This is a genomic window from Cupriavidus sp. WGlv3 (assembly GCF_023952475.1).
GTDB lineage: Bacteria > Pseudomonadota > Gammaproteobacteria > Burkholderiales > Burkholderiaceae > Cupriavidus > Cupriavidus phytorum.
This window is the reverse complement of the sequence record NZ_JALHRX010000001.1, coordinates 151,786-173,505: the sequence shown is the minus strand read 5'-3', so window position 1 is coordinate 173,505 and position 21,720 is coordinate 151,786. Positions and strand designations below refer to the sequence as shown.

Annotated in this window: 22 protein-coding genes; 13 read left to right on the top strand and 9 right to left on the bottom strand. The window is 68.6% G+C overall.

What is annotated here, in order from left to right:
* Positions 1–4 precede the first annotated feature (4 nt).
* From MKD38_RS00835 to ftsB, 3 genes are all read left to right on the top strand, one after another.
* On the top strand, positions 5–298 hold the full coding sequence (locus MKD38_RS00835) for a DUF1330 domain-containing protein (protein WP_111519669.1): 294 nt from the start codon (positions 5–7) through the stop codon (positions 296–298).
* A 116-nt stretch (positions 299–414) separates the two neighbouring features.
* A complete protein-coding gene (gene eno, locus MKD38_RS00830; protein WP_252674249.1) occupies positions 415–1,704 on the top strand; it encodes a phosphopyruvate hydratase in 1,290 nt (429 codons plus the stop codon).
* Positions 1,705–1,871: 167 nt separating this feature from the next.
* Positions 1,872–2,213 (top strand): cell division protein FtsB, encoded by a 342-nt coding sequence (gene ftsB, locus MKD38_RS00825; protein ID WP_025582264.1) that lies wholly within the window; start codon positions 1,872–1,874, stop codon positions 2,211–2,213.
* Between the two features lie 60 nt (positions 2,214–2,273).
* Here ftsB and MKD38_RS00820 read toward each other — a convergent pair whose 3' ends face one another.
* The 3 genes from MKD38_RS00820 to MKD38_RS00810 all read right to left on the bottom strand — a co-directional run bounded on the left by MKD38_RS00820 (position 2,274) and on the right by MKD38_RS00810 (position 4,415).
* A complete protein-coding gene (locus MKD38_RS00820; RefSeq protein WP_252674248.1) occupies positions 2,274–2,696 on the bottom strand; it encodes a hypothetical protein in 423 nt (140 codons plus the stop codon).
* Positions 2,697–2,851: 155 nt separating this feature from the next.
* Positions 2,852–3,853 carry an Hsp33 family molecular chaperone HslO gene (gene hslO / locus MKD38_RS00815; protein ID WP_252674247.1) on the bottom strand — a complete coding sequence of 334 codons (1,002 nt, stop codon included), beginning with the start codon at positions 3,851–3,853 and terminating at the stop codon, positions 2,852–2,854.
* A gap of 37 nt (positions 3,854–3,890) precedes the next feature.
* Positions 3,891–4,415 carry a gamma carbonic anhydrase family protein gene (locus MKD38_RS00810; RefSeq protein WP_018006882.1) on the bottom strand — a complete coding sequence of 175 codons (525 nt, stop codon included), beginning with the start codon at positions 4,413–4,415 and terminating at the stop codon, positions 3,891–3,893.
* A 158-nt stretch (positions 4,416–4,573) separates the two neighbouring features.
* Between MKD38_RS00810 and MKD38_RS00805 the strand changes: the two genes are divergently transcribed.
* A complete protein-coding gene (locus MKD38_RS00805; RefSeq protein ID WP_252674246.1) occupies positions 4,574–5,428 on the top strand; it encodes a ferritin-like domain-containing protein in 855 nt (284 codons plus the stop codon).
* Here the strand turns inward: MKD38_RS00805 and MKD38_RS00800 are convergent.
* Entirely contained in the window at positions 5,425–7,164 is a 1,740-nt protein-coding gene (locus MKD38_RS00800; RefSeq protein ID WP_252674245.1) for an acetate--CoA ligase, read from the bottom strand. The two genes, MKD38_RS00805 and MKD38_RS00800, sit on opposite strands and share 4 nt — an antisense overlap.
* Positions 7,165–7,327: 163 nt before the next feature.
* Here MKD38_RS00800 and MKD38_RS00795 point away from each other — a divergent pair, with 163 nt between their 5' ends.
* Positions 7,328–8,227, top strand: a complete 900-nt coding sequence (locus MKD38_RS00795; RefSeq protein ID WP_252674244.1) for an alpha/beta fold hydrolase — start codon at positions 7,328–7,330, stop codon at positions 8,225–8,227.
* A gap of 26 nt (positions 8,228–8,253) precedes the next feature.
* Here the strand turns inward: MKD38_RS00795 and MKD38_RS00790 are convergent, their stop codons facing one another.
* A complete protein-coding gene (locus MKD38_RS00790) occupies positions 8,254–9,348 on the bottom strand; it encodes an NAD(P)/FAD-dependent oxidoreductase (RefSeq protein ID WP_252674243.1) in 1,095 nt (364 codons plus the stop codon).
* Between the two features lie 169 nt (positions 9,349–9,517).
* On the opposite strand from MKD38_RS00790, the gene MKD38_RS00785 reads away from it, so the two are divergent.
* The 7 genes from MKD38_RS00785 (at position 9,518) to MKD38_RS00755 (ending at position 15,552) form a co-directional block, all read left to right on the top strand.
* Complete coding sequence (locus MKD38_RS00785) at positions 9,518–10,363, top strand: 3',5'-nucleoside bisphosphate phosphatase (protein ID WP_252674242.1); 846 nt, start codon at positions 9,518–9,520, stop codon at positions 10,361–10,363.
* 67 nt (positions 10,364–10,430) lie between these two features.
* Positions 10,431–11,054 (top strand): L-threonylcarbamoyladenylate synthase, encoded by a 624-nt coding sequence (locus MKD38_RS00780; RefSeq protein WP_252674241.1) that lies wholly within the window; start codon positions 10,431–10,433, stop codon positions 11,052–11,054.
* 76 nt (positions 11,055–11,130) lie between these two features.
* Positions 11,131–11,796 carry a site-2 protease family protein gene (locus MKD38_RS00775; RefSeq protein WP_252674240.1) on the top strand — a complete coding sequence of 222 codons (666 nt, stop codon included), beginning with the start codon at positions 11,131–11,133 and terminating at the stop codon, positions 11,794–11,796.
* 11 nt (positions 11,797–11,807) lie between these two features.
* Entirely contained in the window at positions 11,808–12,386 is a 579-nt protein-coding gene (locus MKD38_RS00770) for a class I SAM-dependent methyltransferase (protein ID WP_252674239.1), read from the top strand.
* 137 nt (positions 12,387–12,523) lie between these two features.
* On the top strand, positions 12,524–13,408 hold the full coding sequence (gene dapA / locus MKD38_RS00765) for a 4-hydroxy-tetrahydrodipicolinate synthase (RefSeq protein WP_115706531.1): 885 nt from the start codon (positions 12,524–12,526) through the stop codon (positions 13,406–13,408).
* A 49-nt stretch (positions 13,409–13,457) separates the two neighbouring features.
* Positions 13,458–14,696, top strand: a complete 1,239-nt coding sequence (bamC, locus tag MKD38_RS00760) for an NlpB/DapX family lipoprotein (RefSeq protein ID WP_252674238.1) — start codon at positions 13,458–13,460, stop codon at positions 14,694–14,696.
* Positions 14,697–14,763: 67 nt separating this feature from the next.
* A complete protein-coding gene (locus MKD38_RS00755; RefSeq protein WP_252674237.1) occupies positions 14,764–15,552 on the top strand; it encodes an MBL fold metallo-hydrolase in 789 nt (262 codons plus the stop codon).
* Between the two features lie 88 nt (positions 15,553–15,640).
* On the opposite strand, the gene MKD38_RS00750 is transcribed toward MKD38_RS00755, so the two are convergent.
* On the bottom strand, positions 15,641–15,883 hold the full coding sequence (locus MKD38_RS00750; RefSeq protein ID WP_092313758.1) for a hypothetical protein: 243 nt from the start codon (positions 15,881–15,883) through the stop codon (positions 15,641–15,643).
* Positions 15,884–16,081: 198 nt separating this feature from the next.
* Entirely contained in the window at positions 16,082–17,287 is a 1,206-nt protein-coding gene (locus MKD38_RS00745) for a cupin domain-containing protein (protein ID WP_252674236.1), read from the bottom strand.
* Positions 17,288–17,298: 11 nt separating this feature from the next.
* Here MKD38_RS00745 and MKD38_RS00740 point away from each other — a divergent pair, with 11 nt between their 5' ends.
* Positions 17,299–17,826: an FKBP-type peptidyl-prolyl cis-trans isomerase gene (locus tag MKD38_RS00740; protein WP_025582242.1), complete on the top strand. Its 528-nt coding sequence runs from the start codon at positions 17,299–17,301 to the stop codon at positions 17,824–17,826.
* Positions 17,827–17,892: 66 nt separating this feature from the next.
* Here the strand turns inward: MKD38_RS00740 and MKD38_RS00735 are convergent, their stop codons facing one another.
* Both MKD38_RS00735 and mutS read right to left on the bottom strand, forming a co-directional pair.
* On the bottom strand, positions 17,893–18,933 hold the full coding sequence (locus tag MKD38_RS00735) for a hypothetical protein (RefSeq protein WP_252674235.1): 1,041 nt from the start codon (positions 18,931–18,933) through the stop codon (positions 17,893–17,895).
* On the bottom strand, positions 18,930–21,629 hold the full coding sequence (gene mutS, locus MKD38_RS00730) for a DNA mismatch repair protein MutS (protein WP_252674661.1): 2,700 nt from the start codon (positions 21,627–21,629) through the stop codon (positions 18,930–18,932). Before mutS ends, MKD38_RS00735 begins: the two co-directional genes overlap by 4 nt.
* Between the last annotated feature and the right edge of the window lie 91 nt (positions 21,630–21,720).

The following is a 21,720-nucleotide window of genomic DNA, read 5'->3' as shown; positions in this document are numbered from 1 at the left end:
CTCCATGGCCGCGGGCTTTATCATCGCCTACGTCGACGTGACCGACCCCCAGCAGTACGAGCAATACAAGGTGCTTTCGAGCAAGGCCATGCAGATCCATGGCGCCGAGGTGCTGGTGCGCGGCGGCAAGACCGAGCCGCTCGAGGGCGACTGGGCGCCGACGCGCGTGGTGGTGCTGAAATTCCCCAGCTATGACGCCGCCAAGGCCTTCCACGACGGCGAGGCCTACCGCGCCGCGCGCAAGTCGCGCGAGCATGCGGCGAAGATGAATATGATCGTGGTCGAAGGCGCCGCCTGAGCCGGCAGCCCCGGCAGCCGTCATGCGCGCAGGACTTGCGCACATGACACGCGCCTGACACGCGCGCAGGTTGAAGTGATCCGCAGCAGCAAGAATCAACAGTCAGAGAGGAATTCATGAGTGCAATCGTAGATATCATCGGTCGCGAGGTTCTCGACTCGCGCGGCAATCCCACGGTCGAGTGCGACGTGCTGCTGGAATCCGGCGTGATGGGCCGCGCCGCGGTGCCGTCGGGCGCGTCGACCGGTTCGCGCGAAGCCATCGAGCTGCGCGACGGCGACAAGGGCCGCTACCTGGGCAAGGGCGTGCTGAAGGCGGTCGAGCATATCAACACCGAGATCTCCGAAGCCATCATGGGCCTGGACGCCTCCGAGCAGGCCTTCCTGGACCGCACCCTGATCGACCTCGACGGCACCGAGAACAAGGGCCGCCTGGGCGCCAACGCCATGCTGGCGGTGTCGATGGCTGTCGCCAAGGCCGCCGCTGAAGAAGCCGGCCTGCCGCTGTACCGCTACTTCGGCGGTTCGGGCGCAATGCAGCTGCCGGTGCCGATGATGAACATCGTCAACGGCGGCGCGCATGCCAACAACAGCCTGGACATCCAGGAATTCATGGTCATGCCGGTGTCGCAGACCAGCTTCCGCGAAGCGCTGCGCTGCGGCGCCGAGATCTTCCACGCGCTGAAGAAAATCCTGGCCGACAAGGGCATGTCCACCGCGGTGGGCGACGAAGGCGGCTTCGCCCCGAACTTCTCGTCCAACGAGGAGTGCCTGAACACCATCGTGCAGGCCATCGAGAAGGCCGGCTATCGCGCCGGCGAGGACGTGCTGCTGGCGCTGGACTGCGCCGCGAGCGAGTTCTACCACGAAGGCGAAGCCGTGTACCAGCTGGAAGGCGAAGGCCTGAAGCTGAGCTCGACGCAGTTCGCCGACTACCTGGCCAACCTGTGCGACAAGTTCCCGATCGTGTCGATCGAGGACGGCATGGCCGAAGGCGACTGGGACGGCTGGAAGACCCTGACCGACAAGCTCGGCAAGCGCGTGCAGCTGGTCGGCGACGACCTGTTCGTCACCAACACCAAGATCCTGAAGGAAGGCATCGAGAAGGGCATCGGCAACTCGATCCTGATCAAGATCAACCAGATCGGCACCCTGACCGAGACCTTCGCCGCCATCGAGATGGCCAAGCGCGCCGGCTACACCGCCGTGATCTCGCACCGCTCGGGCGAAACCGAGGACAGCACCATTGCCGACATCGCCGTGGGCACCAACGCCGGCCAGATCAAGACCGGCTCGCTGTCGCGCTCGGACCGCATGGCCAAGTACAACCAGCTGCTGCGCATCGAGGAAGACCTGGGCGATATCGCCAGCTACCCGGGCAAGGGCGCGTTCTACAACCTGCGCTGAGGTTTGCCGCGTCGTTCCCGCGCCAGCGGGAGCGGCTGCGGGCGAATGGCATGGCGGCGGTCGGGACTTCCTGGCCGCCGCCGTTTTTGTATCGAAATCTGCCTGGCAATTGCCTTCCAGGCGGAGTTCGCAGATCATTGTGCGGAAATTCCTGTCCGCCACCTTTCATGCGCCTGATTTCGCTGCTGTTGTTCGTGCTGCTGCTTGCCATCCAGTACCCGCTCTGGCTCGGCAAGGGCGGCTGGCTGCGCGTGTGGGATCTGAACCGCCAGCTGACCGAGCAGGGCGCCCGCAACCAGACGCTCAAGCTGCGCAACGCCAAGCTGGAAGGCGAAGTGGCCGACCTTCAGGACGGTACCGGCGCCATCGAGGAACGCGCCCGCTATGAGCTGGGCATGGTGCGCGAAGGCGAGGTCTTCGTGCAGTTCGTCGCGCCGGCGCCCAAGGTCAGCGCCACGCCGCCGCTCCCGCCGCCACCGAATTCGGTTGCCGGCCGGGGTGGCCACTAAGCCGTTCACCATGACTGCCGGCGGCTTGCTTCTACTTGCATCAAGCCAGCCGCAACTCGTTCACCACCAGCCGTACGGATAGCCGCCCCAGCCCCAGCCGGGCATGCCGACGCTGACGCCGCCGCCCCAGTGGCCGCCACCCCATCCCCCGTAAAACAGGTTCCAGCTGGTGTTGGGATAGGCATAGGCCGCGCGCGCGGCCGCGGCCTGCTGGTCCAGCGCGATCGCCGCGGCCTGGTCGCGCAGCACCTGCTGGTTGAGCGCGTCGAGCTTCTGGTTGTCTTCGGCGCTCAGTGGCGCCGGTGGCAGCGCATTCGGCGCCAGCCGCGCGGTGGGCGGCGAGCCATTGGCGTCGCGCGGGATCTGCGCGCACCCGGCGGCCAGCAGCAGCGCGCCTAGCGCGGCGCATGCTGCCGCGCCGCGCCACGGATAACGGGCGCGGCAGGCGAAGTCAGGCAGGGGAGGGTTGGCTCGGGCGGACATGGCGGTTCTCAGGCTCGCTGGCCGGCAGCTGGATGCTGCCATCGTACAGCCGTTGGACCGGGCGGCAACACCGATGTTTCCATCGCGCCGCCCGCCACCTGCCCCGCATTGCCCGCGCCGGTGCGGCAGCGCACGCAGGCGCTGCCGAAGGCGGATCAGTGGTGCTGGGTTGCGCCGGCGCCGGCGCCAGTGGCGACTGGCGTGGCCGAGAACAGCTGCGCGCAGTCGACCGGGTCGAACTCATAGCGCTGGCCGCAGAAGTCGCAGTGGATCTCGACCTGACCGCGCTCGGCGATGATGCTTTCGATCTCCGCGTGGCCCAGCGATTGCAGCATGCCGGCCACCTTCGGGCGCGAGCAGCTGCAGTAAAAATGCGGCGTCAGCGGCTCAAACACGCGCAGGCCGGCGTCCTGCAGGTCTTCCCAGAACAGGCGGCGCAGCAGCGTGTCGGGCATCTCGGCCAGCAGTTCTTCGGCCTTCAGCGTGGTGCCGAGCTGCACCGCGCGATCCCAGGTGTCGAGGTCCTGCGCCTTGGCGTGGCTGGCCAGCGGCGCGCCGGTCTCGCCGACTTCGGCGGTGCCGCCGTAGGCCGGCAGCTTCTGCAGCAGCATGCCGGCGGCGACATGATCGTCCGCGGCCAGCCACAGGCGCGTGTCGAGCTGTTCGGAGGCCTGCATGTAGTGCTCCAGCACGGCGCTGATCGAGCCCAGCGGGCCGTGCGCATCGGCCAGCGGCACGATGCCCTGGTACGGCTGCTGGCCCGGCAGCTTGTCCTTCGGGTCCAGCGTGATGGCAAAGCGGCCGTGGCCGTGTACGTTGACCATCTGCGCCAGCGTGGCATCGTCGGCCAGCTGCGCGCCCTCGGCCAGCTTGGCGGTGGCGCGCATCGACAGGTCGGACAGGCATTCCACCACCAGCATGCGCACCGGGCCGTCGCCGTGCAGCTGCATCACCAGCGCCCCGTTGAACTTCAGGTTGGCCGACAGCAGCGCCGCGGCGGCCATCATCTCGCCCAGCAGCCGGCGCACCGGGGCAGGGTAGCTGTGGCGGCCGAGCACTTCTTGCCAGGTGGCTTCCATGCGCACCAGCTCGCCGCGCACGGGGGCCGCGTCGAACAGGAATTTCTGCAGGGTGTCGGGGGTGGTGGTATCGGTCACAATAATCGGTCGGGTTTCGGTAGAGGCTCGGCGGTCGTCAGCCGATCCGCTTGAGCTGTTGCTTGTACAGGGCCTGCCGCGTGGCGTAGGTCTCGGCATTGCGGTAAAGGTTGGCGACATCCGCATCGGTCAGCTGGCGCACCACCTTGGCGGGCGCGCCCAGGATCAGCGAGCGGTCCGGGAACACCTTGCCCTCGGTCACCACGGCGCCGGCGCCCACCAGGCATTCCTTGCCGATCACGGCACGGTTCAGCACCACGGCCTGGATCCCGATCAGCGAGCCTTCGCCCACGGTGCAGCCGTGCAGCATGGCCTGGTGGCCGATCGAGACCTTGTCGCCCAGCGTTAGCGGACAGCCCGGGTCGGTATGCAGCACCGAACCCTCCTGGATATTGGTGTCCGCGCCGACCACGATCGGCTCGTTGTCGCCGCGGATCACGACACCGGGCCAGGCGCTGGCGCGGGACTTGAGGGTCACGTTGCCGATGATGGTGGCTTCGGGGGCCACGTAGGCTTCGCTGTCGATACTGGGCTTGACGTCGCCGAGCTGGTAAAGCGCCATGAGGTCTCCTGCACGAATGGCTTTGGTTGAAGTGGGGGTTGCCGCCGGACTTTAAAGGGCCGGTGCCGGGGAACGGGGCGGCGCCGCGCTGCGCGGCTGGCGCGGCAGGCGGGCGCCGGCCAGGCCCTACAATGGCGGCAGACCCGGATTTTACGCCCATGCCAGAAAAAACACCCGACGCCGCGCCGCCTGACCCGTCTCCTTCGCCACGCCGGCAGGCGCTGGCGGTGCTGTGCCGGACGGATCCGCGCGACAAGGCCGTGGCGGCGCGCGCACTTTATCGCCATGTGATGACGTTGCCCGATGCCGCCCTGGAAGCGGGCGAGGCGATCCATGCCGAGGCCACCCACGCGATCCCTGGCCGACCGGCGCGGCCCGCCCTGGTGGCGCCCCAGCACGTCGAGCGGCGCCGCTCGCTGCAGACCGCGGCCGGGCGCGCGGCGATGATCCACGCGCTGTGCCATATCGAGTTCAATGCCATCAACCTGGCGCTGGACGCGGCCTGGCGCTTTGCCGGCATGCCGCCCGCGTACTACCGCGACTGGTTGCGCGTGGCCGATGAAGAGGCCTACCACTTCACGCTGCTGGCCGACCACCTCGCCACCCTCGGCGCCGCCTACGGCGATTTCCCGGCCCACAACAGCCTGTGGGAGATGACCGACAAGACCGCCGGTGACGTGCTCGCGCGCATGGCGCTGGTGCCGCGCACGCTCGAGGCGCGCGGGCTCGATGCCTCGCCGCCGGTGCGCGCCCGGCTGGCCGGCGCCGGCGACCATGCCGCCGCGGCCATCATCGACATCATCCTGCGCGACGAGGTCGGCCACGTCGCCATCGGCAACCATTGGTACCGCTGGCTGTGCGCGCAGCGCGGGCTCGATCCCGTCGTCACCTACGCGCGGCTGGCCGAACAGTACCGCGCGCCGAAGCTGCGCGGACCCTTCAACCTCGAGGCCCGCCGCGCCGCGGGCTTCGACGAGGACGAGCTGGCGTGGCTGGAGGCATCGGCCGGCTAGGCTGAGCGGAGGCGCTCGGCGGCGCGCTCCTGTTCCAGCAGCCGCAACACGCGCCGCTGGATCTTGCCCGTGGTCGTCATCGGCAACTGGTCGATGAATTCGATCGCCTTCGGATATTCGTACGGCGCCAGCTGGCCACGCACATGCGCCTGCAGCTCCGCGACCAGCGCGGCGTCGCCGTCGAACGAACGCGCCACCGACGGCGTCAGCACCACGAAGGCCTTGACCACCGCGCCGCGCTCCGGATCGGGCGACGGCACCACGGCGCAGTTGGAGACCGCGGGATGCTTGAGCAGGCAGTTCTCGATCTCGCTAGGCCCGATGCGGTAGCCCGAGGACTTGAACACATCGTCGGCACGTCCCTGGTACCACAGGTAACCGTCGGCATCGACGCGCGCCAGGTCGCCGGTGCGGCACCAGCGCAGGCCGTCGCGCTCGGTGTACTTGCCCGCGGTGGCGGCTTCGTTCTTCCAGTAGCCGAGGAAGAACACCGGGTCCGGATGGCCGGCGCTGTCGGTGGCGCACACCGCCACCTCGCCGTCCTCGCCCGGCGCGCAGGGGCGGCCTTCGTCGTCGATCACCTGCACGCGGTGGCCGGGGTAGGGGCGTCCCATCGAACCCGGCCGGGCCGGCCAGCCCAGCCGTGCGTCGTCGTTCTGCGCGGTGCAGTTGCCGACGATGTAGTTGATCTCGGTCTGACCGAACATCTCGTTGACCAGCACGCCGAGCGCGTCGCGGCACCAGCCGAACACGGTCTCGCCCACCGCCTCGCCGGCGCTCATCAGCGCGCGCAGGCGGATGTCGTAGTGCCGGCGCGGCTCGGGGCAGGCCTTCATCATCTGCTTGAGCGCGGTCGGGAACAGGAAGGTGTTGGTGACGGCATAGCGCTCCAGCAGCTCGAAGGCACGCTCGGCGGAGAAGCGACCCTGGTAACCGACGATCGGCTTGCCGAAGTACAGCGCCGGCATCAGCGCGTCCCACAGGCCGCCGGTCCAGGCCCAGTCGGCCGGGCTCCAGAACACGTCGTCGTGCTGCGGATACCAGTTCTGCGAGCAGACGAAGCCGGTCAGGTTGCCGATCAGCGCGCGGTGCGGGATCAGCGCGCCCTTGGGTGGGCCGGTGGTGCCGCTGGTGTAGATCAGCACCGCAGCCTCGTCGGCCTTGGTCTGCTCGGCGACGAAGGTCGGCAGCTGCGCCGCGAGCAGCAAGTCCCAGTCGTGGTCGCCCCGGCCGCGGGCATCGCCGGCGGCGATCACGGTGGCCAGCGCGGGACACTCGGGGCGCGCCGCCAGCAGGTTGTCGATCGAGGTCTCGTCCGCGATTGCCACGCCGGCTTCGCTGTGCGCGATGCGGTAGGCCAGCGCCTCGGGCCCGAACAGCATCGATAGCGGCATGGCGATGGCGCCGAGCTGGTAGATCGCCATATGCGCGATCACGGTCTCGATGCGCTGCGGCATCACGATCGCGACGCGGTCGCCGCGGGCCACGCCCAGCGCGCGCAGCGCCGCCGCCAGCCGGTTGGTCTCGGCCTGGATATAGGCAAAGCTGTGCGCGTTGCGGCGACCGTCCTCGTGCTCGGTATAGACCGCGATGCGGTCCATGCTGGCCGGGTCGCGGGCCCAGCGGCCGCAGCAGGCTTCGGCGATGTTGAACTGCGCCGGAATTTCCCAGCGGAACGATTCGTACAGGGCGCGGTAGTCGTCGCGCCGGCTTGCCGGCAAGGCAGCTGCGGCCATTCAGGGTCTCCGTTGGGGTCCGCCTCGCGGCAAACGGCGAGCGGTCAGCGGCGCTGACAGCCGCTGCCGCTATAATGCGCACAAGCGAACGATCGTTCTATTTTGTCGTGGTTTCCCCGCCAGCCCCCGCGGCGGGCAAGATCCCGACGCAAGGGTGGAGACAATGACAATCAAGGAAACCTCGCGGTCTGAATTTATCACGGTGCGCGGGCTGCGCTACCACGTGCGCCACTGGGGCACGCCTGGTGCGCGCAAGCTGTTCATGCTGCATGGGTGGATGGACGTGGCCGCGTCGTTCCAGTTCCTGGTCGACCACCTGCGCGGCGACTGGCACGTGATCGCGCCGGACTGGCGCGGCTTCGGCGCGACCGACTGGCCCACGCGCTACCCCGGCACGCAGTCGTACTGGTTTGCCGACTACCTCGCCGACCTCGAGGCTCTGCTCGACCACTATGCGCCCGAAGGGCAGGTCGACCTGGTCGGCCACAGCATGGGCGCCAACGTGATCTGCCTGTATGCCGGCATCCGCCCGCAGCGCGTGCGCCACGTGGTGGACCTGGAGGGCTTCGGCATGACCGCGACGCGGCCCGAGCATGCGCCCCGGCGCTATGCGCGCTGGCTCGACGAAGTGCGCGCCGGCGCCGAGCTGAAGACCTATGACAGCCTCGATGGCGTGGCCGCGCGCCTGCAGAAGACCAACCCGCGCCTGCCGGACGACCGCGCCGCGTTCCTGGCCGCGCACTGGTCGCGCCGCAATGCCGAGGGCCGCTGGGAGATCCTGGGCGACCCCGCGCACAAGCTGGTCAACCCGATGCTGTACCGGCTCGATGAAGTGATGGCGGTGTGGGCGCAGGTCACCGCGCCGGTGCTGCATGTGGAAGCGCGCGATTCGGAGACGCTGCGCCATATCGCCCACAAGCAGGCCATCGACGAATTCAGGCAGCGCTTCAGCGCCTTCCGCGACTTCCGCGAGGCGGTGGTGGAGGACGCCGGCCATATGCTGCACCACGACCAGCCCGCGGCCGTGGCGGAACTGGTGGAATCGTTCTGTGCCGGCCGGTGATACCGGCGCCTGCGGCAGTGCAGGCTTCAGGCGTGGGTGAGCTTTTCCTTCAGCGCGGCGTTGTTGCTGGTGTGCACGTGCACCAGCGCCTTTTCCGGGAAGGCGTAGTGGTAGGCGCGGCGCAATGCCAGCGCGGCCTCGTGGAAGCCTGACAGGATCAGCTTCTGCTTGTTGGGGTAGAACGCGATATCGCCGGCGGCGAAGATGCCGCGGCGCGAGCTTTCGTAGGTGGTGGTATCGACCAGGATGCGGCCGGCGCGCATATCCATATCCCACTGCGCGATCGGGCCGGGCTCGGACACCAGGCCGTACAGCGCCACCAGTTCCTCGGCGGGCAGCACGGTGCTGCCGTCGCGGGTCCGCACTTCGACTTCGCTGAGCGCGCCGTCCGCGCCTTCGGTGCGCAGTGCGCCCAGCATGCCGACCACGAAGTCCATCTCGCCCTCGGCCACCGCGCGGCGCATCTCGGCGACGCTGCCGTCGGCGGCGCGGAAGCCCTCGCGCCGGTGCAGCAGCGTCACGCGCGCGGCGACCTTGCGCAGCGCCAGGGCCCAGTCCAGCGCCGAGTCGCCGCCGCCGGCGACGATCACGCGCTTGCCGGCGAAGTGCGAGACATCGCGCACCGCGTAGTGCACGTGGCGGCCTTCCAGCGCCGGCGCCTCGGGCAGCGCCACGCGCTGCGGCGCGAACGCGCCGGCGCCGGCGCAGACCAGCACCGCGGCGACATCGAAGCGCTTGCCGCCGTCGGTCGTTACCAGCAGGCGTTGGTGCCCGGCATGGCCTTCCGGCGCGGCTGGCGCCGGGATTTCGGCGGCGCTTTCGGCGCGCTGGCCGAAGTGCATCGGGAAGTCGAACGGGGCGCATTGCTCCAGCAGCCGGTCCACCAGGTCCTGCGCCAGGCATCCCGGCACCGCGGGAATGTCGTAGATCGGCTTCTCGGGATAGAGCTCGGTGCACTGGCCGCCGGCGCGGTCGAGCACATCGATCAGTTCACATTTCAGGCCGAGCACGCCGGCCTGGAACGCGGCGAACAGGCCAACGGGGCCGGCACCGACGATCAGGACATCGGTGGTGGTGGCCGGGGCGGTGGCGGGAGCGGTGGCTGGGGTAGCGGTGGACATGGGCATGGCAGGCACGCCAGGTGCCCGCGAATCGACGATGCAAAGCCCGACTATACCCCGCAGCCGGCGCCTTTCCGCCGACGCCAGCGTTGCCGGCATGGCTTTGCCTGGCCGGTCGGGAGGCGGCGGCGCCGCGCAGGCCAGGGGCGACCGGAGTAGAATTGCCACCATGCAAAACGCCCACGCCATCAATGCCGACCTGCATTGCCATTCCACCGTTTCCGACGGCACGCTGGCGCCGCGCGCCGTGGCGCAGATCGCCCGCGACGCGGGGGTTGCGTTCTGGGCGCTGACCGATCACGACGAGCTGGGCGGACAGGCCGAGGCACGCGCCGCGGCCGAGGAATTCGGCATGCGCTATGTGCCGGGCGTCGAAATCTCGGTGACCTGGGCCGGGCAGACCGTGCATATCGTCGGCCTGCAGATTGACCCGTTCTGCCCGGAACTGATCGATGGCCTGACCGAGACCCGCTCGGGCCGCGCGCGCCGCGCGCGCGATATCGCCGATGCGCTGGCCAGGGTTGGCATCGACGGTGCCTATGAAGGGGCCCTGCAGTACGTGGGCAACCCCGACCTGATCTCGCGCACGCATTTCGCACGCTGGCTGGTCGACCAGGGCCGCTGCGCCAGCATCGGCGATGTTTTCAGCGAGTACCTGTCGGAGGGGCGTCCGGGCTATGTCGGCCACCGCTGGGCCAGCCTGGCCGAAGCGGTGGGCTGGATCCGCACCGCCGGCGGCATCGCGGTGATGGCGCACCCGGGCCGCTACCACTACACCGACACCCAGCACGACGCCCTGTTCGATGAATTCACGGCGCTGGGCGGTGGCGCGGTCGAGGTGGTGACCGGCAGCCATACGCTCGACCAGTACCGCCGCTACGCCGAGGTGGCGCGGCGCTACGGCTTGCTGGCTTCGCGCGGCACGGACTTCCATGGGCCCGGCGAGGGCCGGGTGGAACTCGGCACGCTGCCGCCGCTGCCGCCCACGGTCACGCCGGTCTGGCACGACTGGTAGGCGCCCCGCCTGGCCGGGGCCAGCCCCCGGATGCCGCTCCGTTCCATCCGACTCCGCTCCCTGGCCCATGTCCCAGTACTTCGAGATCCATCCGCTCAACCCGCAGTCGCGCCTGCTCAAGCAGGCGGCCCAGATCCTGCAGAAGGGCGGGCTGATCGCGCTGCCGACCGACTCCAGCTATGCGCTGGCGTGCCGGCTCGACGACAAGGCCGCGGTCGAGCGCCTGCGCCGGCTGCGCGGCATCGACGACCGCCACCACCTGACGCTGATGTGCCGCGACCTGTCCGAGCTCGGCAACTTTGCCCGTGTCGACAACCGCCAGTACCGCTGGCTCAAGGGCGCCACGCCGGGCCCGTATGTGTTCATCCTGGAGGCGACCAAGGAGGTGCCACGGCGGCTGTCGCACCCGGCGCGCAAGACCATCGGCGTGCGCGTGCCCGAGCATGCCATCCCGTTGGCGCTGCTGGGCGAGACCGGCGAGCCGCTGATCTCGGCGACGCTGCAGCTGCCGGGCGACGAGGAACCGCTCAACGATCCGGCGCAGATCCGCGCGCGGCTGGAAAAACAGCTCGACCTGGTGGTGGACGGCGGGCCGGCGCCGGCGCAGCCGACCACGGTGATCGACCTGACCGGCGGCGAGCCGGAACTGGTGCGCGCCGGCCGCGGCGACATCGCCCGCTTCGGCCTCTGACCCGCGGCGCCGCCGCGCCTGCGGTCGGGTGCACCAGCGTGCGCCCGGGCGGCGGCGGGCCGCTACAATAGCGCTCATGGATTCCTCCCTTATCCAGACCTTCGCGGTCTATGCCCTGCCGGTGCTGTTCGCCATCACGCTGCACGAGGCCTCGCACGGCTACGTGGCCAAGCTGTTCGGCGACAGCACCGCCTATGCCCTCGGGCGCGTCAGCCTGAACCCGATCCGCCATATCGACCCGATCGGCACCATCGCCGTGCCGCTGCTGCTGTACATCATGACCAGCGGCCAGTTCGTGTTCGGCTACGCCAAGCCGGTGCCGGTGGTGTTCGAGCGCCTGCGCAACCCGCGCTGGCATGGCATGTGGGTGGCGCTGGCGGGCCCGGCCAGCAACGTGGTGCAGGCCTTCGTCTGGGTGCTGCTGGCGATCGGCCTGACCTGGGGCGGCGTGCGCGAGCCGTTTTTCGGCGAGATGGCGCTGGCCGGCGTGCGCGTCAACCTGGTGGTGGCGGCCTTCAACCTGTTCCCGGTGCCGCCGCTGGATGGCGGCCGCGTGCTGACCGCGCTGCTGCCGCAGGGCATTGCGCGCGCGGTGTCGCGCATCGAGCCGTACGGCATTTTCGTGGTGCTGGCGCTGGTGGCCGCGGGGGTGATCACCACCATCTGGATGACGCCGGTGGTCAATGTGCTGATGTCCGTGATCGAGCTGCTGCTGCGCCCGATCGTGCTTCTGCTCAATTGATCGGGGCTGCCATGACGCTGTCGCACGCCGGTATTGCCGCGCCCTCCGCCTGGGTCACGCGCTGGGCCCATCTGCTGCGCCCGGGCGCGCGGGTGCTGGACCTGGCCTGTGGGGGCGGCCGCCATGCCGCCTGGCTGGCCGCGCGCGGCCACCAGGTGCTGGCGGTCGACCGCGATGCCGACGCCATCGCCAGCCTGCCCGCCGACGTCGTCGGACGCGCGGCCGACCTGGAGCAGGGCGACTGGCCGCTGGCCGGCGAGGCCCCGTTCGACGCCATCGTCGTCACCAACTACCTGCACCGGCCGCTGTGGCCGCACCTGGCGGCCGCGCTGGCGCCGGGCGGCTGCTGGATCTACGAAACCTTCGCCGCTGGCAACGAGACCGTGGGCAAGCCGTCGCGGCCGGATTTCCTGCTGCGCCCGGGCGAGCTGCTCGAGGTCGCGCACGCCCATGGGCTGCGCGTGGTGGCCTACGAGGACGGCGTGGTCGAAGTGCCGAAAACAGCCTTCGTGCAGCGCCTATGTGCGGTGCGCGAGGCGGCGCCGGCAGCTGGTGCGGCCGCGCCGCCACGCTACCGGCTCGATCCCTGAGCGGCGCGCCGCGCTGTCGGCGCAAACGGCGCCGCATGCGTTGAAACAGTTGGTATCAACCCCTGTCCGGGCAGCGGTCGAAGCGGCCTGCGGTTCCGGTACAATCCCGTTATTCGCATCCCGAATTCCCTAACGTTATGACACAGATTACCGGCAGCATCGTTGCCATCGTCACCCCGATGCAAGAGGACGGCAGCCTGGACTTCCCGGCCCTGCGCGCACTGGTCGACTGGCACGTTGCCGAAGGCACCGACGCCATCGTGATCGTGGGCACCACCGGCGAGTCCCCGACGGTGACCGTCGAGGAGCACTGTGAACTGATCCGCGTTGCCGTCGAACAGGCCGGCAAGCGCATCCCGATCATCGCGGGGACCGGCGGCAATTCCACCAAGGAAGCCATCGAGCTGACCGCCTTCGCCAAGAAGGTGGGCGCCGATGCCTCGCTGCAGGTCGTGCCGTACTACAACAAGCCGACCCAGGAAGGCATGTACCGGCATTTCCGCACCATCGCCGAAGCGGTGGAGCTGCCGGTGCTGCTGTACAACGTCCCCGGCCGCACGGTCGCGGACATGAACAACGAGACCATCCTGCGTCTGGCGCAGGTGCCGGGCATCGTCGGTGTCAAGGAAGCGACCGGCAATATCGACCGTGCCGCGCAGCTGATCAAGGGCGCGCCGGAAGGCTTCGCCATCTACAGCGGCGACGATCCCACCGCGGTGGCGCTGATCCTGCTGGGCGGCCACGGCAATATCTCGGTGACCGCTAACGTGGCGCCGCGCAAGATGCACGAGATGTGCGCGGCGGCACTGAAGGGCGACGTCGTCACCGCGCGCCGCCTGCACATGGAACTGATCGGGCTGAACCAGGCCATGTTCATCGAAGCCAATCCGATCCCCGTCAAGTGGGCGCTCCAGCAGATGGGCAAGATGGCAGGCGGTATCCGCCTGCCGCTGACCCCGCTGTCCGAGGGCAACCACGACTACGTACGCAAGGCACTGGCCGCCGCCGGCCTGCTGGCCTGATTTTCCGCGGCGTCCTGCTGTCCGCCTTACCTACTAGGATTGCGTGTCAATGAAACTGAAGCTTAACCGCCGTGGCGCGACGCAAGTCCGCCGCGCCGCCCTGGTTGTGCCCGTGCTCGCCGCAGGTGTGTTGACCGGCTGCAGCAGCCTCAACGAGGCCATGCAGCCCGACAAGATCGACTACAAGTCGTCGGCCTCGAAGCGCACGCCCACGCTGGACGTGCCGCCCGACCTGACCAAGCTGGAAGGCGACCGTCGTTACTCGGTGCCCGATGCCAACGGCACCTCGACGCTCTCGACCTACAGCCAGGCCACCAAGGTGCGCGAGCAATCGCCGACCGAGAACGTGCTGCCGTCGGCGCAGGGCATCCGCATGGAGCGCGACGGCAACCAGCGCTGGCTGGTGATCAGCAACGGCATGCGCGGCGACCAGCTGTGGCAGCAACTGCGCGGCTTCTGGCAGGAGAGCGGTTTCCTGCTGGTGCAGGACTCGCCCGAGACCGGCATCATGGAAACCGACTGGGCAGAGAACCGCGCCAAGATCCCGCAGGACATCATCCGCAACACCATCGGCAAGGTGTTCGACGGCCTGTACTCGACCTCGGAGCGCGACAAGTTCCGCACCCGCGTCGAGCGCTCGCAGAACGGCACGCTGGAAGTCTTCATCAGCCACCGCGGCGCGCAGGAACAGCTGACCGGCATCGACAAGTCGAGCACCGTGTGGACTCCGCGCCCGGCCGATCCCGAGCTGGAAGCCGAATTCCTGTCGCGCCTGGCCCAGCGCCTGGGCGTGCAGAAGGAGCAGGCCGACCGCATGGCCAAGAACCCGACGCCGGCCGGCAATACCGCCGCGGCGGCGGGCGCTGCCGCCGGCACTGCGGCCGCCGCGGGTGCCGCTGCCGGTGCTGACGGGGCCGCGCCGAACAAGTCGTACCTGGCCCAGGTCAACGGCGCCCCTGCGCTGCAGCTGCCCGAGCCGTTCGACCGCGCCTGGCGCTCGGTGGGCCTGTCGCTGGACCGAGTCAACTTCACCGTCGAAGACCGCGATCGCGCGCAAGGGCTGTACTTCGTGCGCTATGTCGACCCGCGCAACACGGTCGACAACCGCGGCTTCTTCTCCAAGCTGTTCACCAAGCCGGATGATCCCAAGACCGCCAAGAAGTACCGCGTCTCGCTCAAGGGCACGGGCAGCGGCACGCTGGTGACGGTGCTCAACGACGCCGGCCAGCCCGAGAACGGCGAAGTCGGCAAGCGCATCCTGTCGCTGATCGACGAGCAACTGCACTGAGCCGGCGCATGAGTGCTGGCTTGCCAGCCGGCCATCCTGGCCGGTGCCTGGCGGGGAGGGCGCGGCCATGATGCGCTTCGCCTTCCTCGGCAGCGGCAGCGAGGGCAACTCGCTGCTGATCGAATCCCGCGAAGACACCACCACCACGCGCGTGCTGCTGGACTGCGGCTTCGGCATCCGCGAGACCGCCCGGCGCCTGGAGCGCCTGGGCGTCACGCCGGACCAGCTCGACGCCGTGCTGGTCACGCACGAGCATGGCGACCATGTCGGTTCGGCCTATGCCTTTGCCGCGCGCCATCGCCTGACGGTCTATACCAGCCACGGCACCTGGCTGGCCACCTCGCACCTGCGCGGTGCCGACGTGGCCGACGTGCGGGTTTGCTGTGCCGACCATGGCTTCGCCATCGGCAGCTTGCAGGTGCTGCCCTACACCGTGCCGCACGACGCGCGCGAGCCGGTGCAGTTCGTGCTCTCGGACGGGCAGGCACGGCTGGGTGTGCTGACCGATGCAGGGATGGAAACGCCTTACGTGACCGCACGCCTGGCGGGCGTCGATGCGCTGGTGCTCGAATGCAACCATGACCGCGAGATGCTGCGCAATTCGGTCTACCCGGCCTCGCTCAAGCGGCGCATCGGCGGCGACTTCGGCCACCTGGCCAATGAAGTGGCCGCCAGCATCCTGGCGCAGGTGGCCCATGATGGCCTGAACCGCGTGGTGGCGGCCCACCTGAGCAAGCAGAACAACACGCGTGAACTGGCCACCGGTGCGCTGGCGGCGGCGCTGGGCGCCAGGCCGAGCGAAGTGCTGGTGGCGGATCAGGACGAAGGCCTGGCGTGGCAGGCGGTCCGGGCCTGAGGCCCGTGGCAGCAGGGACCGCGCGAGGGCGCGCCCCAGAAACAAAAAACCGGCCCGAAGGCCGGTTTTTTTATCGGTCAGAAACCGATTACTGCTTGGCGGCCGGAGCCGAAGCGTCAGCAGCCGGAGCCGAGGCGTCAGCAGCCGGGGCCGAAGCGTCAGCAGCCGGAGCGACCGGGGCTTCAGCAGCCGGAGCCGAAGCTTCAGCAGCAGGAGCGGTAGCAGCCGGAGCAGCCGTGTCAGCGGCCGGGGCGGCAGCTTCTTCCTTCTTGCCGCAAGCAGCAAGAGCAACAGCGGCCAGCAGCGATGCGATCAGGAGAGACTTCTTCATTGTTCGTCCTTTAACTTGTAATAACGAAAAACAGGCGATGAATAATTACCGGTAATTATCGCTCTTGAACTGCAAAATTAGGCCCTCCCGGGTGCCGACATATGCAGTGGTCCACAGTACTAGCCAGCCAACGATTATATCCGCGTTTTCCCGGCTTGTGTAGCGCCGAAATTTGCTGATTCGCAATGTTACGCATTATTACAGCCGCGGCCCCAATTGCAACCATCCTTCCAGGGTCCAGTGATGGAATGTTTCCATCAGATCGGGCAGGTCAGCACAGTTTCCTACCTCCTGCGCACTAAGCTGCCGATTATCGGCCAACTTCTTCAGCCACGGCATCAATTCGGCCGGCGGCTCGTAGGCTTCTCCATTCAGGAAGAAATTGGCCCGGTCGTAAAGCGCAATCGATGCCGGCGCCAGCACCACCCCATGCCGGGACGCCAGTGTCGCATAACGGCGCAACGGCATGTCAGCGATCTCTGCAAATTCAACGCCAGGCTTCGGTTCGGACAGATGGCTGCCGAGGAATTCCGACACCATCTGGCTGTTCCATTGCAATGCCTTGAGCCGGTCCGCCACCGCCTTGGCCATGCCGGCCGGCAATTGCGCGGGCCGGGTCGCGGCGCGCTCGCCGGCATCGGCATAACGGCCGCCGAGATCCTCGTTGTCTTCCACCGTTTCCGACAGCCATGCCAGGAAGTGCCCGGCCAATTCGCGATAGGCGGGCGCGCGGAAACCGATCGAGCAGGTCATGCATTCGCCCTCGGCAATACCATCGTGCGCATATTGCGGCGGCAGGTACAGCATGTCGCCCGGTTCCAGCACCCATTCCTGTTCCGCACTGAAGTCGGCAAGAATCTTCAGCGGCATGTCCGGAATCAGCTCGAGGCTGGTCTGTGACGAAATGCGCCAGCGGCGCCGGCCCGAGACTTGCAGCAGGAACACGTCATAGGAATCGAAGTGCGGACCCACGCCGCCGCCGTCGGTGGCGTAGCTGATCATCACGTCGTCGAGGCGGGCGTCGGGCACGAAGCGGAAGCGGCCCATCAGTTCCGCCGCGGCGGCATCGTGCAGGTTGACGCCCTGCACCAGCAGGGTCCACTGTCGGGTCTTGACGCCGGGCAGGTTTTCGCGCGCAAATGGACCATGCGCGAGCTTCCAGCGATTGCGGAAGTGCGTCACCAGGCGCGATTCGACGTCGTCGCGATTGGCGAGATCGAAAAGCGCATCGCGCGACACCGGCGGCACAATTCCCGGCACCGCCTGTCGAATGAGCAAGGGCTTGCGATGCCAGACATCCCGCATGAATGCAGCAGGCGTCATGCCACCAAGCAAGTCGAGCGGAGTGTCTGGATCGACGGGGCCAGGGGGCAGGGCCTGCGCGTATAATGCGGAATCGTTCATGGAGTCAAGAATTGAAAATCGCTAAGAACACGGTGGTGTCCGTGATGTACAAGCTATCGGACGCGCAAGGCAATCTGATCGAGGAGTCAGATGAAGCCATGGTCTATTTGCACGGCGGCTATGATGGCACGTTCCCCAAGATCGAGGAAGCGCTCGACGGCCATGACACCGGCTTCGAGACCCAGCTGCAGCTGGAGCCGGAAGACGCGTTCGGCGACTACGATGCCGACCTGGTGAAGGTCGAGCCGCGCAACCGCTTCCCCGAGCCGCTCGAAGTCGGCATGCAGTTCGAAGGCATGCCCGAGGACGGCGACGAAGAAGACTCCGTCATCTACACCGTGACCGACGTGGCCGAAGACAAGGTCGTGCTGGACGGCAACCATCCGCTGGCCGGCATGGCGCTGCGCTTCTGGCTGAAGGTTTCGGAAGTGCGCGAGGCCACCGCCGAGGAAGTCGAGCATGGCCACGCCCACGGCGCCTCGGGCGTTGAAGTGGTGGATGAAGACGAGGACGACGATACTCCCCGCACGCTGCACTGAGCCTTCGCTTGCAGTGCTGTCATCAGGAAGCCGGCCGTTGCCGGCTTCTTTGCTTTGGCGCGCGCGTCAGTTCGGTGCCGGCGCATCCTTCAGCACCACCGCGAACGGCGACGCCGCGGCGGGCGTGATCACCAGCTCGGCCCATTGCGAGATCGTGCTGGTCGGCAGCGACACGCGCGTGAAGTTCTGCAGCACCTTGCCGGCCGCGTCGCGCAGCGGCTTGTCGATGCCGAAGCCGCTGTCGGCGCCGCTGCCGGCGGCGTGCACCAGCAACACCTGGCCCTTGAAGCGCGCGCTCAGGTCGCGCAGCTGCCGCTTGAATTCGAGGTAGCCGTCGCGCGTGCGATGGCGCATGAAGCCGTCGAGCAGCGTGGGCCGTCCCTTCTTCTCCCAGCCGTTGGCGAAATGCGGATCGGCATGGGCCACCACGACGATGCCGTTCAGATCGCGCTGGCGCGCCACCGAGAATGCCCGCGCCAGCCACTGCCGGTTGGCTTCGCGCCGGTCCTCGAATTCGCTGTTGCGCCCGCCTTCGTCGCGGTAGTGGTTGTTGTCGCCCGGCACGTTGAGGCCGACGATCAGCACGTCGCCGACACTGATGCGCATGTTCTCGCGAAAGCTGCGGAACAGCGCCTGGTCCGATTGCCGCACCAGCGGCCGCGTCTGCCTTCCGAGCGTGGCGTCTTCCGGAAAGAACAGCTCGCGCAGCCGGCTCAGCCGTTCGACCGGGTCGAAGCTGCCGTTGACTGGCAGCCGGCACTCGGACCAATCGGTTTCGCCCGGCACATAGACCAGCGGCAGCGGCGACTGGCTCAGCAGCTGCTGGCGGCTGCTGAGCACGGCGTCGCTGCATGACTCCGTATCGCCCTTGATGCCACCGGCATGGATTACCAGGTTCAGCTTGCGCTCGGCGAAGTGGTCGAGCAGCGTCGCCAGGTTGGCTTCCGCGGCGGGCCATTGCGGCAGGTCGGCGATCAGCGCGACGCGCACCACCTGCGGCTTGGCCGGTGCCCGCGCCGCCAGCGCGTGCGGCGCGGCCGCCGCCATGACGGCCAGGCACAGCCATGGCAGCAGCAGGGTCGGCAGGGCCCGGCGCAGCGCCTTCATGCCGTATCGACCGCCTCGCCCGCCAGCGCCTTGAGCCGGTACAGCGCCTCCAGCGCCGCGCGCGGCGTCAGCGTGTCCGGATCCAGGTCGGCCAGCGCGTCGATCACGGCTGCCTGCTCAGGCGCCAGCGCGGCGGGGAGGGCGGCCGCCGCCGTGCCGGCATCGCCATCGTCCCAGGCCTCGTCCTCGTCAGGTGTCGGCGGCGCGGCGAACAGGTCGAGCTGCGGCGTGGGCGTGGCGTCGGCGGATTGCTGTTCCAGCCAGGCCAGGTGCTTGCGCGCGGCGCGGATCACCGGCTGCGGCACGCCGGCCAGTTGCGCCACCTGCAGGCCGTAGCTCTGGCTGGCCGGTCCGTCCTGCACCGCGTGCAGGAACACGATGCCGTCGCCATGCTCGACCGCCGACAGGTGCACGTTGGCCGCCTGCGGAAACTCTTGCGGCAGCTGCGTCAGTTCGAAGTAATGCGTGGCGAACAGGGTATGGCTGCGGTTGTGCGACAGCAGGTGGCGCGCGATTGCCCACGCCAGCGCCAGGCCGTCGAAGGTCGAGGTACCGCGCCCGATCTCGTCCATCAGCACCAGCGATGCCGGCGTGGCGTGATGCAGGATGCCGGCGGCCTCGGTCATCTCGACCATGAAGGTCGAACGCCCGCCGGCCAGGTCATCGGCGGCGCCGATGCGGGTGAAGATGCGGTCGATCGGCCCGATCACCGCCCGCCGCGCCGGCACATAGGCGCCAACGCAGGCCAGCAGCACGATCAGCGCGGTCTGGCGCATGAAGGTCGATTTACCGCCCATGTTCGGGCCGGTGATCAGCAACAGCTTGCGTGCCTCGTTGAGCTGGCAGTCGTTGGCGATGAATGCCACCGACTCCGCCGCGAGCTGGCCCTCGACCACCGGATGGCGGCCTTGCACGATGTCGATCACGTTCTCGGCGACGCGCTCGGGCGCCGACCAGTCCAGCGTCTGCGCGCGCTCGGCCAGTGCCGCCAGCACGTCCAGCCGCGCCAGCGCGGCGGCGACGCGCTGCAGCTCGCCGATATGCGGCAGCAATGCCTGCAGCAGGCCATCGTAGAGCTGCTTCTCGCGCGCCAGCGCGCGGTCCTGCGCCGACAACGCCTTGTCCTCGAAGGCCTTGAGCTCGGGCGTGATGTAGCGCTCGGCGTTCTTCAGGGTCTGGCGGCGGCGGTAGTCGTCGGGCACCTTGTCGGCCTGGCCGTTGGTGACCTCGATATAAAAGCCGTGCACGCGGTTGAACTCGACGCGCAGGTTGGCAATGCCGGTGCGCGTGCGCTCGCGCGCTTCCAGGTCGATCAGGAACTGGCCGCAGTTTTCGGAGATATCGCGCAGCTCGTCGAGCTCGGTATCGAAGCCGCGGGCGATCACGCCGCCGTCGCGCACCACGGTGGCGGGTTCTTCGGCGACGGCGCGCACCAGCAGGTCCAGGCAGTCGTGCGGCACGGCCAGGTCCTGCAGGGTCTGCGCCAGCAGCAGGCTGCCCTGGTCGTCCTGCAGGCAGGCCTGCACCTCGGGCAGCGCGCGCAGCGTGTCGCGCAGCGACGACAGGTCGCGCGGGCGCGCATTGAGCAGCGCCAGCCGCGAGGTGATGCGCTCGACGTCGGCGAGCCGGCGCAGTGCCCCGCGCAGCGCGTCGGTGCCCTGGTCGATCAGCACGCCGATGGCCTGCTGGCGCGCCTGCGGCACCGCCGGGTCGCGCAGCGGGTGGTGCAGCCAGTGGCGCAGCGCGCGGCTGCCCATGGCGGTGCAGCAGGTGTCCAGCAGCGAGAACAGCGTCGGTGACTCGCCGCCGCGCAGGGTTTCGGTCAGTTCCAGGTTGCGCCGCGTGGCGGAATCCAGTCCGACGTATTCCGATTCGCGCTCGACCTTCACGCCCTGCACATGGCGCAGCGACTGGCCCTGCGTGGTGGCGGCGTAGTTCAGCAGCGCGCCCGCCGCGCCCAGCGCGGCGCCCAGCCCGGCACAGCCGAACGGGTCGAGGCTGGCCACGCCCAGCTGCTCGCGCAGCCGGCGCGTGCCGGCGTCCTGGTCGAAATGCCATTCCGGCAGGCGCGTGCGTGCGCACGCCAGCGCGGGCAGTTCGATGCCATCGGCATACAGCAGCTCGGCCGGGCGGATGCGCTCCAGCTCGCGGCCCAACAGCGCCGCCTCACATTCCATCAGGCGCAGCTCGCCGCTGGCCAGGTTCAGCCACGCCAGCCCGGTCTTGCTGACGCCGCGGCGCGTGGTCTGCTGGTGCACGGCCATCAGGAAGGTATCGGCCTTGTCTGGCAACAGCGCGGCATCGGTCAGCGTGCCGGGGGTGACGATGCGCACCACCTTGCGCTCCACCGGCCCCTTGCTGGTGGCGGGGTCGCCGATCTGCTCGCAGATCGCCACCGACTCGCCCAGCTTTACCAGCCGCGCCAGGTACTGGTCCGCCGAATGGAAGGGGATGCCGGCCATGCGGATCGGCACGCCATTCGACGCGCCGCGCGCGGTCAGCGTGATGTCGAGCAGGCGCGCGGCCTTTTCGGCATCGTCATGAAAGAGTTCGTAGAAGTCACCCATGCGGTAGAACAGCAGGGTGTCGGGGTGGTCCGCCTTGATGCGCAAATATTGCTGCATCATGGGCGTGTGGCGGCTGCCTGTGGCGTCTGCCTGTGCCTGTTCAGGGTCGGTTTTCTTCTGCAATCCCATTGCCATTTAGCCTGTCTGGCGGTGGGCCTGCGTCGAGCCGCCCGATCCGCGCCGAGCGCACCTTGCGTGCCGCGGAAAAGCGCCCCCGCGG